General features: G+C 63.4%; 22 protein-coding genes. 7 read left to right on the forward strand and 15 right to left on the reverse strand.

Annotated elements, in window-relative coordinates; translation table 11 throughout:
* Positions 1-58: 58 nt before the first annotated feature.
* The 5 genes from G9463_RS16635 to G9463_RS16655 form a co-directional block, all read right to left on the reverse strand.
* Positions 59-376 (reverse strand): DUF5783 family protein, encoded by a 318-nt coding sequence (locus G9463_RS16635; RefSeq protein ID WP_004964702.1) that lies wholly within the window; start codon positions 374-376, stop codon positions 59-61.
* A gap of 42 nt (positions 377-418) precedes the next feature.
* Entirely contained in the window at positions 419-652 is a 234-nt protein-coding gene (locus tag G9463_RS16640; protein ID WP_004964704.1) for a hypothetical protein, read from the reverse strand.
* A 91-nt stretch (positions 653-743) separates the two neighbouring features.
* The gene (locus tag G9463_RS16645; RefSeq protein ID WP_165897304.1) at positions 744-2,264 is read right to left on the reverse strand and encodes a DHH family phosphoesterase; all 1,521 of its coding nucleotides are present in this window, start codon (positions 2,262-2,264) and stop codon (positions 744-746) included.
* Positions 2,265-2,339: 75 nt separating this feature from the next.
* Entirely contained in the window at positions 2,340-2,897 is a 558-nt protein-coding gene (locus G9463_RS16650) for a hypothetical protein (RefSeq protein WP_165897305.1), read from the reverse strand.
* Position 2,898: 1 nt separating this feature from the next.
* Entirely contained in the window at positions 2,899-3,153 is a 255-nt protein-coding gene (locus G9463_RS16655; RefSeq protein ID WP_004964712.1) for a hypothetical protein, read from the reverse strand.
* A 216-nt stretch (positions 3,154-3,369) separates the two neighbouring features.
* Here G9463_RS16655 and G9463_RS16660 point away from each other — a divergent pair, with 216 nt between their 5' ends.
* Positions 3,370-4,095 (forward strand): PspA/IM30 family protein, encoded by a 726-nt coding sequence (locus G9463_RS16660; protein ID WP_007189640.1) that lies wholly within the window; start codon positions 3,370-3,372, stop codon positions 4,093-4,095.
* A gap of 31 nt (positions 4,096-4,126) precedes the next feature.
* Here G9463_RS16660 and G9463_RS16665 read toward each other — a convergent pair whose 3' ends face one another.
* The 6 genes from G9463_RS16665 to G9463_RS16690 all read right to left on the reverse strand — a co-directional run bounded on the left by G9463_RS16665 (position 4,127) and on the right by G9463_RS16690 (position 8,298).
* Complete coding sequence (locus G9463_RS16665; RefSeq protein ID WP_165897306.1) at positions 4,127-4,915, reverse strand: uroporphyrinogen-III synthase; 789 nt, start codon at positions 4,913-4,915, stop codon at positions 4,127-4,129.
* Complete coding sequence (gene cobA / locus G9463_RS16670; protein WP_165897307.1) at positions 4,915-5,676, reverse strand: uroporphyrinogen-III C-methyltransferase; 762 nt, start codon at positions 5,674-5,676, stop codon at positions 4,915-4,917. The genes G9463_RS16665 and cobA overlap by 1 nt, the downstream gene beginning before the upstream one ends.
* Entirely contained in the window at positions 5,673-6,842 is a 1,170-nt protein-coding gene (gene hemC / locus G9463_RS16675; RefSeq protein ID WP_165897308.1) for a hydroxymethylbilane synthase, read from the reverse strand. The genes cobA and hemC overlap by 4 nt, the downstream gene beginning before the upstream one ends.
* Positions 6,843-6,898: 56 nt before the next feature.
* Complete coding sequence (locus G9463_RS16680; protein ID WP_165897309.1) at positions 6,899-7,171, reverse strand: hypothetical protein; 273 nt, start codon at positions 7,169-7,171, stop codon at positions 6,899-6,901.
* Between the two features lie 62 nt (positions 7,172-7,233).
* Complete coding sequence (locus G9463_RS16685; protein WP_165897310.1) at positions 7,234-7,779, reverse strand: CDP-2,3-bis-(O-geranylgeranyl)-sn-glycerol synthase; 546 nt, start codon at positions 7,777-7,779, stop codon at positions 7,234-7,236.
* Between the two features lie 144 nt (positions 7,780-7,923).
* A complete protein-coding gene (locus tag G9463_RS16690; protein ID WP_004964731.1) occupies positions 7,924-8,298 on the reverse strand; it encodes a NifU family protein in 375 nt (124 codons plus the stop codon).
* Positions 8,299-8,443: 145 nt separating this feature from the next.
* Here G9463_RS16690 and G9463_RS16695 point away from each other — a divergent pair, with 145 nt between their 5' ends.
* Positions 8,444-8,968, forward strand: a complete 525-nt coding sequence (locus G9463_RS16695) for a helix-turn-helix domain-containing protein (protein WP_004964732.1) — start codon at positions 8,444-8,446, stop codon at positions 8,966-8,968.
* A 16-nt stretch (positions 8,969-8,984) separates the two neighbouring features.
* On the opposite strand, the gene G9463_RS16700 is transcribed toward G9463_RS16695, so the two are convergent.
* Entirely contained in the window at positions 8,985-9,458 is a 474-nt protein-coding gene (locus G9463_RS16700) for a DUF6789 family protein (RefSeq protein ID WP_165897311.1), read from the reverse strand.
* A 147-nt stretch (positions 9,459-9,605) separates the two neighbouring features.
* Between G9463_RS16700 and G9463_RS16705 the strand changes: the two genes are divergently transcribed.
* Positions 9,606-10,178 (forward strand): peroxidase-related enzyme, encoded by a 573-nt coding sequence (locus G9463_RS16705; protein WP_004964739.1) that lies wholly within the window; start codon positions 9,606-9,608, stop codon positions 10,176-10,178.
* Between the two features lie 27 nt (positions 10,179-10,205).
* Here G9463_RS16705 and G9463_RS16710 read toward each other — a convergent pair whose 3' ends face one another.
* Positions 10,206-10,373 carry a zinc ribbon domain-containing protein gene (locus G9463_RS16710; protein WP_007189649.1) on the reverse strand — a complete coding sequence of 56 codons (168 nt, stop codon included), beginning with the start codon at positions 10,371-10,373 and terminating at the stop codon, positions 10,206-10,208.
* Between the two features lie 143 nt (positions 10,374-10,516).
* Here G9463_RS16710 and G9463_RS16715 point away from each other — a divergent pair, with 143 nt between their 5' ends.
* On the forward strand, positions 10,517-10,654 hold the full coding sequence (locus G9463_RS16715) for a hypothetical protein (RefSeq protein WP_004964745.1): 138 nt from the start codon (positions 10,517-10,519) through the stop codon (positions 10,652-10,654).
* A 106-nt stretch (positions 10,655-10,760) separates the two neighbouring features.
* Here G9463_RS16715 and G9463_RS16720 read toward each other — a convergent pair whose 3' ends face one another.
* Together G9463_RS16720 and G9463_RS16725 are read right to left on the reverse strand one after the other, a co-directional pair.
* The gene (locus G9463_RS16720) at positions 10,761-10,988 is read right to left on the reverse strand and encodes a hypothetical protein (protein WP_165897312.1); all 228 of its coding nucleotides are present in this window, start codon (positions 10,986-10,988) and stop codon (positions 10,761-10,763) included.
* A 231-nt stretch (positions 10,989-11,219) separates the two neighbouring features.
* Complete coding sequence (locus G9463_RS16725; protein WP_165897313.1) at positions 11,220-12,485, reverse strand: hypothetical protein; 1,266 nt, start codon at positions 12,483-12,485, stop codon at positions 11,220-11,222.
* A 259-nt stretch (positions 12,486-12,744) separates the two neighbouring features.
* Here G9463_RS16725 and twy1 point away from each other — a divergent pair, with 259 nt between their 5' ends.
* The 3 genes from twy1 to G9463_RS16740 all read left to right on the forward strand — a co-directional run.
* Entirely contained in the window at positions 12,745-13,725 is a 981-nt protein-coding gene (gene twy1 / locus G9463_RS16730; protein WP_004964756.1) for a 4-demethylwyosine synthase TYW1, read from the forward strand.
* A 190-nt stretch (positions 13,726-13,915) separates the two neighbouring features.
* Complete coding sequence (locus tag G9463_RS16735; RefSeq protein ID WP_165897314.1) at positions 13,916-14,614, forward strand: DUF120 domain-containing protein; 699 nt, start codon at positions 13,916-13,918, stop codon at positions 14,612-14,614.
* Positions 14,601-14,753: 3,4-dihydroxy-2-butanone-4-phosphate synthase (locus tag G9463_RS16740; RefSeq protein WP_165897315.1), on the forward strand; the 153-nt coding region annotated here is incomplete at its 3' end. The genes G9463_RS16735 and G9463_RS16740, both read left to right, overlap by 14 nt.

The raw sequence follows: 14,753 nt of genomic DNA on the forward strand, positions 1-14,753 counted from the left end.
TCGGGGACACCGGCAGAACAGGAATAACAAAGCAATTGCCGAACCGCGGCGAGTGCAGTCAGTCGTCGATGTCGAACACGCGGCGCAGTTCGCGCTCGATCTCGTCGACGTATTCCGAGAGCACGGCGTCGAGTTTCTCGTCGTCGACGATGACCGCCGAGAGCCGCTCTGTCGGGTTCTCAGGTAATTCGACGCTGAACTCGCCGTCATCGTAGAACGGCTCTGACTCGTTGAGGATCTGCTGGTCGATCGCGTGGACCAGTTCGGAGTCGTACGTGTCGTTCATCCGCTCGAAGGCGTTCTTGTAGGCCTTCTGCAGTTCTGGGAAGTAGTTCGCGTACTTGTCCTCGAACTTCTCGGGATCGAACGTTGTCATTGCCAGAACGGTACAGGGCTGGGGATAAAGATGGCCCGATGTTCAGCGTTGTATCGTGCGTGCGTCCTTCTGCGGGAGATACATCGTGAGGTACGCGACGAAACAGATGCCGAAGATGCCACCCAGAACGAGAAAGACACGGATATCCAGCCCGGCGATAGCTGTGAGAATCTCCTGTAGCGTCGTCCGCGGGTTCGCAAAGCCGAACGTCTCAGTGTAGGCTAGCAGGCCAGCAACGACGACAAGTGCGATATCGAACAGGCCCCGAGAGTCCATCGTGGGGTGTTCGGAGAAGCGGACGTATAGCTTTTATTGCTGATACTGGCGGTGGGAGTCGGACGTTGCGCCGTCGCGCGGGATGTCTCCGCTACGACAGTTGGTCGCTGATAATCTCGTCGGCCGCCTCGATGAACGCCGACTCCTCCCCAGCGGGGATAGTCGCACCCGCCGCGATGTCGTGCCCGCCGCCGTCGCCGCCGACGGACTGAGCGGCGTCACGCATCACGACCGACAGGTCGACGCCCCGGCCGACCAGCGGGCCGGTCGCCCGAGAGGACACCTTCGTCTCGTCTTCATCGGTGCTAGCGAACGCGATGATGGGCTTGTCCGAATCGACACCATCAGTCCCCAGCGCCATCCCGGCGACGATGCCGACGATGGTCTCGCGGATGGCGTCACCGGCGTCGAACCACTGGACGGTCCCCGCCGGCGTGACGCCGCGCTCCTTGACCAGCGTGAGGCCCTCCGAGAGGTTCCGGCGGTGGTTCGACAGTAGCGTCCGCGCCCGCTCAAGCGGCGCGTCACGCTCGCCGAGACACACTGCCAGCCCCACGTCCGCTCGCTCGTAGCGGGCGGTGGCGTTCAAAAGCGTCGAGAACTCGCTTGCGTCCCGGAGTTCCGTCCCGCGCGGTTCCGCAGTCAGCGTGTAAGTCGTGCCGATGAGCGTCTCTATCTTGTCCGCCGGGACGCCCCGCTCAACAGCACGCTGGACCAGCCCACTGGCGACGGTCTGGCGCTCGTCATCGGAGAGGTCCGCCCAAGTGCGCCAGTTGCCGGCAGACGCGCTCCGCGCGCCTCCCGAAGCCGGTCCCTCATCGCTCGACCGGCCGCCGTCGGCTTTCAACTCCAGCCCGAGGCCTTCAAGGAACCGCGTCGCACCGGCCTGGTCGTTCGAGATGCCCGGAATCGGGACTTCAGTGGCGTATTCGAGCAGTTTCGGCAGCGGTCGGGTCTGTTTGCCGTACAGCGAGAGGTCGGTGCCCTTCTCCAGCACATCGGCAGCAATCCCCTCTTCGACGAGACCAGCGTTGGCTCCAACGAGTTCGCCGCCGACGGCCTGCATGTCCCCGACTGCGCCGACAACCGCCAGCGCGGCGAGGTCGCGGTTGTCCGTTTCTCCAGTCGAGAGTGCGCGGGCGAGGACGTACGCCGCACCCGCACCCGAGAGCTCCGACGCGCCATTGATGCCTTCCAGCAGCGGATTGAGATGCGTCTCAAAGTCGGCGTAGCCGTCGGTGGCGACGACCGCGTCGGGGTGGCAATCATCCGGGTCTGACGGCTGGTGATGGTCGGCGATGATTGCCTCGAAATCGCCCGCGGCGACGTGCTCGGAGATCACGTCTAGCTGGCCCGAGCCGAAGTCGGTGAACAAGACAGTGTCGTACTCACGGGCTGCGGTGCTCTCGATTTCGGCGGCGTCGAGTTGCTTCTTGAAAACGGTCTCGACAGGGATGCCGGCCCGTGACAGCGCCGCGGTGGCGATGGCGGCGCTGGTCAGCCCGTCGGCGTCAATGTGGGAGGCCAGCAACACGCGGTCGGCCGCTCGGAGTCGGTCGGCGCAGGCGGCCGCGCGGTCGGCGAGCGCTGGAACGGGGCCGGTCGTAGTCATCGTATCGGGGATAGGTGCGCTCCGGCATAAAAACGTTCAGACGCGCGGGCATTTGTAGTAGAGCGGCCTGCCCGGTCAGGCGACCTTCCGCTGGTCGCTGAGTGTGACAGTCTGGTCGGCTGTCTCAACAGTTGTCCGGATGGTTATCCAGCCGTCCGCCTGTTCGATAGCGTAGGCGTCACCGAACGACAGGTCGACGCGCCGGGTCGTGGTGTAGGATCCGTCTGCTTCGAGTGTCCCGACGTCCTCGGAGCCCTCCCAGACCACGTCGCCACCAGTGGAATTCCCGGCGTAAATCCGTGTGTAGACGGTGATGTCATCCGCCGTACTGTTCTGCTGATTCGTCAGCGTGGAGGTCACGTCACGACAGGTCTGCCCGCACTCTTCGATGGAATCGACGGTGAACGCGAACGGCGGGGTGCTTGCCGCGCCGCCGTCAGAATCCTCAGTATCGCCAGTATCGGTGGTTGTAGTGTCGCTCTCGGTGGCTTCAGCTGTTTCCGTCGGGAACTCCGAGATGTCCTCGCCGCTGCTTTCCGCCTGAAACGGGCCGATACCGACGACGAACGCCCCGCCGACACCCGCTAGCAAGAGCGCGATGACGCCACCCATAGCAAGTAGCTTCCCGTTCATCTTAGCCACCGACCTCGCCTGCCACGTCACTCATGGCCGGTCCGGGGCTGGCGTCGCTCCCGCTGGCGAGGAACTCCTGAACCGCTTCGACGATCGCCGTCACGAAGTCAGGGACCTGATCCGGAAAGCCGCCGGGCGGGCCGACGGCGTTCGTCGTGTCATCCCCGTCGGCTGCCGGTACGGCCGCGGCCGCACCAGTGAGGAGTGTCAGTGCGAGCGCCAGCGTCCCGACCGTGCGCAGTAGGGTTCGTGTCATCGTCACGTGTTCGTTGCTCCCGGCACCCCATCAAGTAGCCAGACAGTAAGGTCGAATAGTCACTGATTTCAGTCGTTTTAGCCGATTAAACTCGTCCTAAACCGAGTGAAACCCTGTTATTATAACCGCATCAGTCCTACTCTGTGACATGAATGCTGTTACGACCAAGCCACAGTCGGAGCCGAATCGAGTTATCTGCCTCACGGAGCGGTCCCGATGAGCCTCCTCCGGCGGTTCGCGTTCGCGATCCGCGCCAAACTCAACGCGCTGCTCAATCGGACATCGGACCCGGCGGCGGAGCTAGATTACTCCTACGAACAGATGCGGGACGAACTGCAGGACGTGACTCGCGGTATCGCCGACGTGACGACTCAGAAGAAACGGCTGGAGATACACCGAACCCGGTTGCGGTCGAACGTCGAGAAACACGACACACAGGCCCGGGCCGCCCTGCAGGAGGGTCGTGACGACCTCGCGCGCCGGGCACTGGAGAAAAAGCAGGTGAACGTCAGCCAGATAACGGAGCTGACGGGGCAGATAGACGATTTACAGGAGACACAGGACCGACTGGTCGGCAAGCGGGCCGAACTGAGCAGCCAGATAGAGCAGTTCCGGACGAAAAAAGAGACGATGAAAGCCCGCTATCAGGCCGCCGAAGCGTCGGCGCGGGTCTCGGAGGCGTTTACCGGTGCTGGCGATACGATGGCCGACGTACACCGCTCCATCGAACGCGCCACGGAACGCACGGAACAGATGGAGGCACGCGCGGCCGCACTGGAGGAACTCGAAGCCAGCGGCCAGCTTGAATCCGTACTCGACGAGGGCGATTCAATCGACCAGGAACTCGACCGCCTCTCCGGCGAGCGGGCCGTCGAGAACGAACTGGCGACGCTGCGGGCTGAGATGGACAACCGCAAAGCCGTCGAAGAAGCCACAGAGTAGCTCGGGGAGACGCCAAAACCGAACCGAAACGTTACTCGTGGTGAGTCGGAGCGGCCGCCTCGACAGCCTCGCAGGCCAGCGCCTCGAAGTCGGCCTGGTCGGGAACGACATCGACCGAGATGCCGGCGTCCTCGGCCGTCTCTCGCGTCGGCTGGCCGATTGCGCCGACAGTTGCCTCGTTCAGTCCGTCGATGGCAGCCTCGCGGAGACCGAGGTCCGCAGCCGCATCGAGGAAGTGTTCGACCGTGAGCGAGGACGTGAACAGCGCCGCGTCGAGGTCCCCGCTTGCTGCCAGCTCCGCGGACTCGCCCGAGCCTTCCGGACGGACCAGCCGGTACAGCACGGTTTCGTGGACGTATGCACCAGCGGCCTCCAGTCCGTCAGTTAGCACCGCGGAGCCGTGGTCCGACCGGGCGACTTCGACCCTTGCGCCGGCCACCGCTCCGGACAGCGTTTCGACGAGTCCCGTCGAAGAGTACTCGGCGGGGATGATGTCGACGCCGTAGCCGGCCTCGTGGAGCGCCTCGGCGGTCGAATCGCCAATAGCACATACCGTCGCCTCGCCGGCGTCCCAGCCAGCTTCGGCGGCGAGTTCGACGCCGGTCTTGCTGGTCAGGACGACGTAGTCGGCGTCAGTGCGCGGCGTGACCGGGCCGTCGTCGCCGTCACCGTCGGTGTCGCCGGCCGCCGCTGGTTCGACCGCCAGCATCGGGTCCGGAACCGGGTCAGCGCCGAGGGATTCGATGAGTTCGACTGCGTCGTCTAAGCGGTCATCGTCAGGCCGGAAAGCGGCTACGCGCAGACGTGGTTCCTCGCGCATCAGTACCCCTCCAAGAACTCCACCACCCGCTCGCGCTCGCCGGCAACCTCGCCAATGACAGTGATTGCGGGCGGTTCGATGCCGGCCTCGTCACGAACGGAGACGATGGTGTCAAGCGTCCCGGTGGCGACCTGCTGGTCCGGCCAGGTCGCGCGTTCGACGAGCGCGACCGGCGTATCGGGGTCCATCCCCGCGTCACGCAGGGCGTCGGTGTACTGCGGGAGTTTGCCAACGCCCATCAGGACGACGAGCGTGCCGCCCGTCGCGGCCAGCGCGTCCCAGTCGACGGCCGATTCGTCCTTCGTCGGGTCCTCGTGGCCGGTGACAAAGGAGACTGAAGACGTGTAATCGCGGTGCGTGACCGGAATCCCGGCGGCTTCGGGACCGGCTATCGCGCTCGTGATACCCGGGACAATCTCGACCGGAATCCCGTTTTCCGCGAGATGGGCCAGTTCTTCGCCGCCGCGGCCAAACACCATCGAGTCGCCGCCTTTCAGTCGGACAACGGTGTTACCCTCCTCGGCGAGTTCGACCAGTCGGGCGTTAGTGTACTCCTGGGGCGTCCACTCGCCGCCGGCGCGTTTGCCCACGTCTTCGCGTTGCTCCTCGGGAATCATCCCGATGATTTCGGGGCCGGGGAGCTTGTCGTGCAACACCACGTCGGCCTCCTCCAGCAGGCGCTTTGCCTTGACCGTCAGCAGGTCGGGGTCGCCGGGACCGGAGCCGACCAGATACACCTTGCCGGGCGTGCCGTCCGTCATTCCTCGTCTTCCTCCCGTGCCGTCGAGGCGTCCTCGTCGGCTTCCGTCGAGTCCCGCTTTGCCGCTTCGATAAGGTCGTCAGCGCCCTGTTCGGCGAGTTCCGCTGCGAGGTCCTGTGCCGCGTCAATGTGGTACTCGGCCGGGACGTCGCGGCCGACCGAGACTTCCTCGGTGCCATCCTGTGAGAGGACGCGAACTCGCGTGTGGATGACGCCGCCCTCTAACTGGGCGTGGACGCCGATCGGCGCGACACAGCCACCGCCGAGTTCTTCGAGAATTGTCCGCTCGACAGTCGTCTCGATACGCGTCTGGGGGTCGTCCAGCCGGTCTTTGATGTCCAGCGCGAGGTCGCCGTCGACAGCGGTCACCGCTAGTGCGCCCTGTCCCGGAGCCGGCACGAACTGGTCGGGGTCAAGGTCAGACATCCCGACGTAGCGCGTGAGACCGGCCCGGTGAAGCCCCGCCTTCGCCAGCACGATGGCGTCGTACTCGACGTCCGGGTCCCGCTCCATCGCCCGCCGTTCGAACTCGGTGAGGTCGTCGAACCACTCCTCGACCGTGCGGTCGTAGGGGTGTTCCTCCTCCTCGTCGGCGTCGGAGTCAGCGTCGTCCCCGTCGCCGGCGTCGCCCTCGTGTTCCTGTTCGGCCTCGTGGCGCTCCTGATGTTCCTGCTGGAGCGACGGGGCCAACAGCTTCGCGAGACGCGTGTCGACGTTGCCCCGAAGCGGTTCCACGGTGAGGTCGTCGCGTTCGGCGAGCAACTGCGCCTTGCGTCGCAGGCTCGACGTCCCGACGGTCGCGCCCTCGGGCAGTTCTTCGAGCGAGCGGCCGTCGGGCGTCACCAGCACGTCCTCGGCGGCGGCCCGCTCGGGGACCGCCGCGACAACGAGGCGCTCGGGCCGTTCAGTCGGCATATCCTTCATCGAGTGAACCGCCGCGTCGAGTTCGCCGTCGAGAACCTTTTCGTCGAGGCTGCGCACGAACGCGCCGGTTTTCCCCAGTCGGTGAATGAGTTCGTCCCGTATCTGGTCGCCCGTCGTCTCCACCTCGACGAGTTCGACTGCCAGTCGGCGACTGCTCAGCGAATCCCGAACCGTCGCCGCCTGCCGCAACGCGAGGTCAGAGCCCCGCGTCGCCAGTTGCAGTGTCTCCCCGCGTGTTGTCATACCCGACACTCCTCGGTCAGCGCGTAAAAACGCACTTCTTCGCCGATTCGATGTCGCTACGCAGTCATCTCAGCGAACACAGTTCCGAGCACGCACTGTGAAACGAATCCCCCAACAAATGCCGTCACGCCGCCGGCGACGAGGGCAAAGTCGGTCAGTCTGTTGAGCATGTTGACGGGACCGACGCTGATTGTGAGGACGACGTACGCGTGCAGGAGTACGTACATGGCTGGCAGAAAGACCGCCGTACAGAGCACGCCGGCAGCCGTCGCGCGTCGAATGACCGGCGGGGCATGGCTAACGACCGGGAGGAAACTGGCCAGGGCCATCGAGTACGGCTTTGTGGTGGGTACACGTAGTTCTGTGGTGCAGTCTGCGAGTCCCAGCCGCGTTACCACGGCTCGTTTTTCAGGCCAAGCAGGTAGGCGATACCGTTGGTCACGATGTGTAGCACCGGCGTCGCGACGACGACCACGACCAACACCGGGAGCGTGAACGTCTCGGTGAACCACGACGGCGCGGCCACGAACGCACAGAGCAACGCTCCGACGACGAAATCCAACTGGTCCAGCCCGGGGAACGCCGCCCCGCGCTCGCGGCCAGTCCGGCGTTTGAGGAAGGAAGCACCGATATCTCCAAGCATCGCGCCGAACGCGAGTCCGAGTCCCGCGGGGAGCGAAAACGTCGGGAGGTCGGTCCCCAGTGCGGCACTCACGCTGGGCGTGACCTGCGTGAGTCCGAGCGCAAGCGCTGTTCCGGCGGCGGTGCCGATCAGCGTCCCGCGCCAGGTCTTACCGTCGCCCAGCACTCGCCGCCCACCCCACGTTCGGCCACCGTCTATCGGTCTGCCGCCACCAGCGAGTACCGCGGCGTTGTTCGGGATGTACGCCGGCAACATCGCCCACAGCGTCCAGACAACCGTGTCGACCGTCTCCATATCCCCGCCGTCTGCCCCCGTCGTCTTAACCTGTGTGACTCGCTGCGATGGGGTTGGCGAGAGTGGCCACAGACTCTGGGACTTACGCGGGCACGCCGACACCCGTTGCTGGTCACGAGTCTAAAAAAAGATCGAGAACTGGCCTCAGAACGGCGCTTCGGGGCCTTCGTCATCGTCGCCGCCAACGTCGCCGCCGCGGGACTCGCCGGGGAAGGACGGACTCATGCCGCCGCTGCCGCCGGACATCCCTTCCTGCTGTTCCATCCCAGTTCGGGCGGTGACCTCGTTGATCTCCGGGATCTCCTTGGTCATACGCGTCTTGATGGCCTGAATGGTCATCGGCGAGATACCACAGCCGGAACAGGCGCCGCCGAGGCGGATCGTGACGCTGCCTTCCTCGCGGTCGATTTCCTCGATGGCCGCGCTTCCGCCGTGCATCTGGATCTGGGGGAAGTTGCGGCGCAGGAAGTTCGTGATTCGCTCGCGCAGGTCGTTGGCGTCCTCTGTCTCAGTGCTCATAGTGAATTGTATTCCGTCCCGGGAGGGCTTAGACCTTTGGACTAACATCTATATCACGGGGGCGAAACCGCGGCCCGCGGGCACCTATCCGTAGTTACCCTGAACATACCTGAACCTTCTACGAGCGGGGCGAGTAGCCCGTCGTATGACACCCCCCGCTGACGAAACGCGGCTGTTCGAGTGTGTGACCTGTGGCGGCGTCGGCATCGGCGACAATCGGCCGACGTGCTGCGGCGAGCCGATGGCGGCGACCGAGACAGGAAACACGGCGGTCAGCGAGCCGTCACTGGAAACCCTGCTCAAGACGGTCTTCGATATGTCCGGGACCGAACTGGACATCTGTCTCTGCGTGATGGAAGGCGGTGAGTTGACTGTGGCAGCACTGGCCGAGCAAATCGGCTACGACCGGAGCGTCGTCGCACGCCATCTCAACCATCTCGCGGCGTTCGGCGTCGTCGAGAAGCGCCGCCGAATCAGGCCGGAGGGTGGACACGTGTACGTCTACACGCCACAGCCGCCGGAAGTAGTGCGTGAGCGGCTCCGCGAGGAGTTCCTGTCGTGGGTTCGGCTGGCGACCGCACAGTTGGACGACCTGCAGCGCGAGAAAGTCGAGGCGATAGCCGACGCCGAGACCGACGAGCGACAGTGGACCGTGTTTCAGGAGCAGTAGCGATGAGCCAATCGCCTCAGATGCGGTCGGCAGTCACAGCGTAGACGACCGCGAGGACAGCCCCGTAGACGACGTGCCACAGCAGCGACGGCGGCGCGAAGTTCGGGAACGGCGGCGAGGCCGGCGAGCCGACCGCGCCAAGCCAGACTGGCATCAAAAGCGCGGCGAAGAGCACCCATGTGGCGACGCCCCAGCCGACGCCGAGTCCAAGCAGTTTGCCGGACGATTCCAGACCGAGGACCCTCGCTAGCCCGGCGAACATTACGCCCATCACAGCCCCGTGCGAGAGGTGGACGACGAGCCCAGCCGCCGGGCTCGGCGGCGGTGCGAGCCCGTACAGGGACGGGATTGCGACGGCGAGCGTCGCTGTGTTCATCACGAGAATCAATGCGCCCATGACGGCGCTGCCGGCGATACCGCCGAGAACACCGGCTTTCCAGTTGCCGGTACTGACATCGTACGTCTGTGTCGTTTCTGTTGTCGTTGACATGCATACGAACAGTCATGCCGTCTAGCAAAAGAGCCGGCGTGGCTGTTCGACCTCGTGGCACGTCCCCGCAAGAACTATACACCGGCTCTCGCCGGCATGGGCAGGCAGGCAACCAAGTTTCAAGCCGGGGCCGGACGGACAGGTGGTATGGCAGACTCCGACACAGTGATGGCTCGGTTCGATACCCCGGACATCGACGACCTCCCCGAGGACCTGCAAGCGCGTATCGCAGAGGAAACCGACCGCGCCGGCTTCACGCCGAATATCTTCCCGGCGATGGCGTATCGACCCTCGCATTTCCGGGCGTTCTTCGCGTACCACGACGCGCTGGTCGAAGAGACGGCGCTGGAACGCGAAGAGGTCGAGATGATTATCGTCGCCGTCAGCGGCGTCAACGACTGCCTCTACTGCATCGTCGCCCACGGCGCGCTCCTGCGTATCTACGCTGACGCGCCCAAGCTCGCCGAGCAGGTCGCCGCGAACCATCGGACGGCCGAGATTAACGAGACGCACAAGGCGATGCTTGATTTTGCCGTCAAACTGACAGAATCGCCAGCCCGTATCGAGGACGAAGACCTCGAACGGCTGGAGGAACACGGCTACAGCCGCCGCGCCATCTGGGACATCGGCAGCGTTGCGGCCTTCTTCAACCTCTCGAACCGCCTCGCACAGCTCGCCGACATCCGCCCGAACGACGAGTTCTACAATCTGGGCCGCTGATGCGGCCAGCGTGCTGACTGCCCGCTCTCACGTCGCCTCGGCCGGCCGCACCGTGTCAGCGCCACACTCCGGACAGCTCAGGTCTTCGACCGTCGCCGCGCGCTGTGCGAACTCGGTCCCGCAGTCATCACAGCGGAACCTGTAGTGTTGTTCTCCGGAGCTGAACAGCTCCGATACCGTGTCAAGCACACCCATACTAATACACTCAACGTCGAACCCCCAAAATCTTCCGGCTGAAGTACATTTCCGGCATGGTTTGATACATATAGCATACATCACAGCGCGTATCTATACACCTAGTAGTTCTGGTCTTGCCTATCAGGGTCATCCGCAGGTGTATGAACAAAACACTCTATCTGATGCAGAAGGACAGCGAAACGCGGATCGAAGTTGACGACGATGGCTACGACCGGATCATGGAGAACGGCAACGTCGTCGGCCACCACATGAGCAACCCCATCGTCAAGCTGACGTGAACTGCTGATTAACCACAGACTAGCAAGGCTTGGTGTGGAAGCGCCGAATTCCCCTGTGGCTTCGTCCGGGTTTCACCGTCATAGAACGACTACCGGACGCCCTGTATTACTCAACGCTGGCATTAGTTGACCCCTCGACGCCGGCTGTCGGGTCCCCATCCGTTTCCGTCACGTCCGAGTCGCTGGTCGACCCACTGGGGCCTCCATTGTCACTATTCGAAACGGGCGAGTCGCTGGATTCGGTTCCGGCATCGGTTTCCGGATCAGGCTCCGTCGGTTCTGTCGGCTTCTCAGGGATAGGCGTTGCCGTCACCGTTGGTGTCGGCTGTGTCAATTGCTGCGGTCCAGCACCGCCGCCCGATGTCTCTGGTTGCGATCCGGGTGTGGCTGTTTCGTTCGGCGGCGCCACTCCGGGCTGTTGGTCGCTGCCACCAAACGATAATGTTCCAAATCCAACACCAAGCAGCGCAACAGCTATAGCGACCGCAAAAAGCACGGCCCGTGGAGATGACAGTGAGTGGTCTGTACTCATTCAGACGGGTGACGGCCGATTCCCGTACCAGCGTTACTGTCCACCACCGCTTGTGCCGGCACCGGTCGACCCGGTGACGCCACTGTCACCGGCCTCGTTCGTTACGGTGACGGTGAACTGTGCAGTAGTGCTGATAACGGCCGGATGGGAATCGGCGATTGCTTGGTACGCGTCGTAGACGTTCGACGCTGCTGAGTTTGCGCCGTTGTTCGTTATCGAGGGATAGCCGTCGGTGCCGTCCATCACCAGTTCAGAATTTCCTGTACTGACATCTTCGGGGCGGACGTTTTCGAGATGGGGGTCCTCGCGAACGGCTTCTTCGATGGTGGAGTAGTTCTTCTTCAGCGAGTTGCTTGTAAAGGAACTGACTGGGGTATATTCGACATCAGAGAGACTATCTTCAAGTCCGACAGGCACCCTGTTATTGCTTTTGTCGGTGGTAAACCCAGTATTCAGCCGCTGCAGCGCGAACGTGTACCTGATTTCGACGGTATCAGTGTCCGAAGCACCGTCCTCGTCGACGTCGAACCGGGACGTGTCGTCGGCCGCGCCGTAATAGCCGCTTTCAGCGCCGGGGAAGTTGTTGACCAGCGGGAGCGTCCCGCCGTTGTCATCCAGGGACGAGTCGCCGTATTCGACAGCGCTACCCTCTGTCCGGGAAAGTTCGCCGCTGTCGAGATTCGAGTAGGCACTGTCAGCGCCCCCCATCGAGTTCCCAGCCAGATACGTCGAAGCGTCAACACCGCCGATGTTGGAGTAGTCCGCGCTATCATAGTCCGGACGGCCGAGCTCATTGACGACCTCAATTGGGCGAGGCAGCGGTCGCGGGTCCTCGCTCTTGGCACCCCGGGCCGCCGACGACCGATTCATGATTGCAGACAACGGGTCGGTGAACTCGAGATGGCCGCTGGTCCCTGGTTTCGACGCGTCCGCACCCTGAACCGAACCCGGCGTCAGCCACGGCGTCGAACGGAACACCGGCGACCAGTTGCTCCAGTTGCCGTTGTCCCTAGTCCGGCCTTCGATGACGTAGAACACCTTCCCGACAGCGGTGTCCAGATTGGACCACTCCACCCGAAACGTCGGGTCAATGGTGACCTTACTCAGGTCACCGCGGTCGTTTGTGACGCTGCCCGGGTTCGTCGCGCCGATATCAACCGACGCCGCCGCACTATTACCTGAAAACGCAATCGATCCAAGTCCCGTGCCGGCCGCTGCAACACCGGTTGTTCCAAACAGTTTCAGAACGCTTCGCCTGTCAATGGAGAGACTATCGTCTCCTGAACTGCCTTCTGACATTGTATGCACCTTTCCCCCCCTACGGGGAACTGCACGCACCACGAGAGCCGTTCCACCCGTGGACGGTTGCATGATACATACGCGTATCAATTAAATCCATTGAATTGGTAAGTACTTTGCACTGATAATACAGTTTCTTGAATATTAGTTGAATCCTTTCAGTCGTGTAGTACCTAAAGGGCGAATACGACAAGAGAGGCACTTACTCCGGTGAGCAGCTTCCAACAGTTTTTCCCGTTGGCTGTTGAATCAGTGTCCAATGAGTGACGCCGACGGCGGTCCGAAGCAGGTCTCGGACCCGGCCTACCACAGCGAGAACCACACGGCCGCCCAGACCTGCGGCTGGACGAAAAACGCCCTTCGCGGCGAAGGGAAGTGTTACAAGTACATTTTCTACGGTATCGAGTCCCACCGATGCATCCAGATGACGCCGGTCGTGAAATGCAACGAGCGGTGCGTGTTCTGCTGGCGGGACCACGCCGGCCACGCCTACGAACTCGGTGACGTGGAGTGGGACGACCCGGCGGCAGTCGCCGACGCGTCCGTAGAACTCCAGCGGAAACTGTTGTCGGGCTTTGGCGGCAACGACGAAGTTCCGCGCGAGGTGTTCGACCAGGCGATGGAACCGCGCCACGTCGCCATCTCGCTTGACGGCGAACCCACGCTCTACCCGCACCTGCCGGAACTCATCGAGGAGTTCCACGACCGCGATATCACCACGTTCCTCGTCTCCAACGGGACCAACACGGAGATGCTGGAGCGGTGTGACCCGACCCAGTTGTACGTCTCCGTCGACGCCGCAGACCGACAGACGTTCGACTCGACGGTGCAGGCGATGGAAGACGACGCCTGGGACTCGCTCATCGACACGCTGGACGTGCTGGCCGAGAAAGACGACACCCGCACCGTCATCCGGACGACGCTGGTCAAGGGCCACAACATGCACCATCCCGAGTGGTACGCGGCGATGTGTGACCGGGCTGACGCGGACTTCGTCGAGATGAAGGCGTATATGCACGTCGGCCACTCGCGGGGCCGCCTCGACCGCGACTCGATGCCCGACCACAGCGAGGTCCGGGAGTTCACACGAGAGATGGGCGAGTACCTCCCCGACCACGACGTGCTGAAGGAGGTCGAAGACTCCCGCGTGACGATGCTCGCCGAGGATGAGAACACGTGGGTCCCGAAACTGGAGAAGTCGAGCGAGTTCTGGGAGCGGGACGCGCTCGTGGAGTATTGAGGCGACGGACCGGAACCTATCACAGCAGTGTGATGTGGCTGAACATGTTAGGCAGCGGGTTAAATTGTATCCAGCACAAACGGTAAAACGCGCTTTCAGGACCAACCCTGTCTCAGTTTCTCTCCGTTCCAAAAGTGGAATGCATTCCACCTTCGGTATGCTTATCCGACGGGAATCCCTACTGCAGCGCATGGCTGAATCAACGGGACAGGGCGTCGGTCGGGATGAGCTGGCGACGCTGAAACTGCTCGCCCTCGACGGTGCGCTCGATGAGTCGACGAAAGTGTCCTGTGCCGATCTCGCCGAACGGCTGGACGCCTCGAACCAGACCGCCTCGCGGCGGCTCCAGCGGCTCGAAGACGCCGGGCTGCTGGCCCGGGATATCGTCAGTGACGGGCAGGAGGTGGAGCTGACTGGCGACGGTGAGCGCCGCCTCCAGTCCGAATACGCTGACTACCGACGGATCTTCGAATCCGACGCCAGCGTCGACCTGACCGGGGTCGTTACCTCGGGGATGGGCGAGGGTCGCCACTACATCACGCTCCCGGGCTACATGGAACAGTTCATCGAACGGCTTGGGTACGAGCCTTTTGCAGGCACTCTCAATCTCGAACTCACGGCCGAAAGCGTCCGCAAGCGAGCGCGGATGAGCGCTATCGAGCCGGTCACCATCGAGGGCTGGGAGGACGATGAGCGGACGTACGGTCCCGCGTACTGCTACCCCGCCTCGATAGAAGGGAGCGACGGCGAGTACGAGCCGGCCCACGTCATCGCCCCCGAGCGGACCCACCACGGCGAGGAGCAACTCGAAGTAATCGCGCCCGAGAAGCTCCGCGAGGTGCTGGAACTGGCCGACGGCGACGGGGTGATCGTGCATGTCTCGGAGTGAGGAGACCGCCGTTGACGCCGACAGCGTGGCCGACGCCGTCGCCGCCTTCGCCCGCGGCGAGCCGGTGCTGATCCACGACGCCGCCGACCGCGAAGGTGAGACCGACCTCGTCTACCCGGCCGGGGCCGTCAGCCCCGAT

The organism is Haloarcula sp. JP-Z28 (assembly GCF_011440255.1).
GTDB lineage: Archaea > Halobacteriota > Halobacteria > Halobacteriales > Haloarculaceae > Haloarcula > Haloarcula marismortui.

Coding starts and splice junctions, on each gene's coding strand:
- G9463_RS16650 (WP_165897305.1), bottom strand. CDS start 2,897: ATGAACGGGAAGCTACTTGCTATGGGTGGCGTCATCGCGCTCTTGCTA.
- G9463_RS16725 (WP_165897313.1), bottom strand. CDS start 12,485: ATGTCAGAAGGCAGTTCAGGAGACGATAGTCTCTCCATTGACAGGCGA.
- G9463_RS16645 (WP_165897304.1), bottom strand. CDS start 2,264: ATGACTACGACCGGCCCCGTTCCAGCGCTCGCCGACCGCGCGGCCGCC.
- G9463_RS16665 (WP_165897306.1), bottom strand. CDS start 4,915: ATGCGCGAGGAACCACGTCTGCGCGTAGCCGCTTTCCGGCCTGACGAT.
- hemC (WP_165897308.1), bottom strand. CDS start 6,842: ATGACAACACGCGGGGAGACACTGCAACTGGCGACGCGGGGCTCTGAC.
- G9463_RS16735 (WP_165897314.1), top strand. CDS start 13,916: ATGGCTGAATCAACGGGACAGGGCGTCGGTCGGGATGAGCTGGCGACG.
- G9463_RS16660 (WP_007189640.1), top strand. CDS start 3,370: ATGAGCCTCCTCCGGCGGTTCGCGTTCGCGATCCGCGCCAAACTCAAC.
- G9463_RS16705 (WP_004964739.1), top strand. CDS start 9,606: ATGGCAGACTCCGACACAGTGATGGCTCGGTTCGATACCCCGGACATC.
- G9463_RS16690 (WP_004964731.1), bottom strand. CDS start 8,298: ATGAGCACTGAGACAGAGGACGCCAACGACCTGCGCGAGCGAATCACG.
- G9463_RS16685 (WP_165897310.1), bottom strand. CDS start 7,779: ATGGAGACGGTCGACACGGTTGTCTGGACGCTGTGGGCGATGTTGCCG.
- G9463_RS16640 (WP_004964704.1), bottom strand. CDS start 652: ATGGACTCTCGGGGCCTGTTCGATATCGCACTTGTCGTCGTTGCTGGC.
- G9463_RS16680 (WP_165897309.1), bottom strand. CDS start 7,171: ATGGCCCTGGCCAGTTTCCTCCCGGTCGTTAGCCATGCCCCGCCGGTC.
- G9463_RS16635 (WP_004964702.1), bottom strand. CDS start 376: ATGACAACGTTCGATCCCGAGAAGTTCGAGGACAAGTACGCGAACTAC.
- cobA (WP_165897307.1), bottom strand. CDS start 5,676: ATGACGGACGGCACGCCCGGCAAGGTGTATCTGGTCGGCTCCGGTCCC.
- G9463_RS16700 (WP_165897311.1), bottom strand. CDS start 9,458: ATGTCAACGACAACAGAAACGACACAGACGTACGATGTCAGTACCGGC.
- G9463_RS16710 (WP_007189649.1), bottom strand. CDS start 10,373: ATGGGTGTGCTTGACACGGTATCGGAGCTGTTCAGCTCCGGAGAACAA.
- G9463_RS16695 (WP_004964732.1), top strand. CDS start 8,444: ATGACACCCCCCGCTGACGAAACGCGGCTGTTCGAGTGTGTGACCTGT.
- twy1 (WP_004964756.1), top strand. CDS start 12,745: ATGAGTGACGCCGACGGCGGTCCGAAGCAGGTCTCGGACCCGGCCTAC.
- G9463_RS16655 (WP_004964712.1), bottom strand. CDS start 3,153: ATGACACGAACCCTACTGCGCACGGTCGGGACGCTGGCGCTCGCACTG.
- G9463_RS16715 (WP_004964745.1), top strand. CDS start 10,517: ATGAACAAAACACTCTATCTGATGCAGAAGGACAGCGAAACGCGGATC.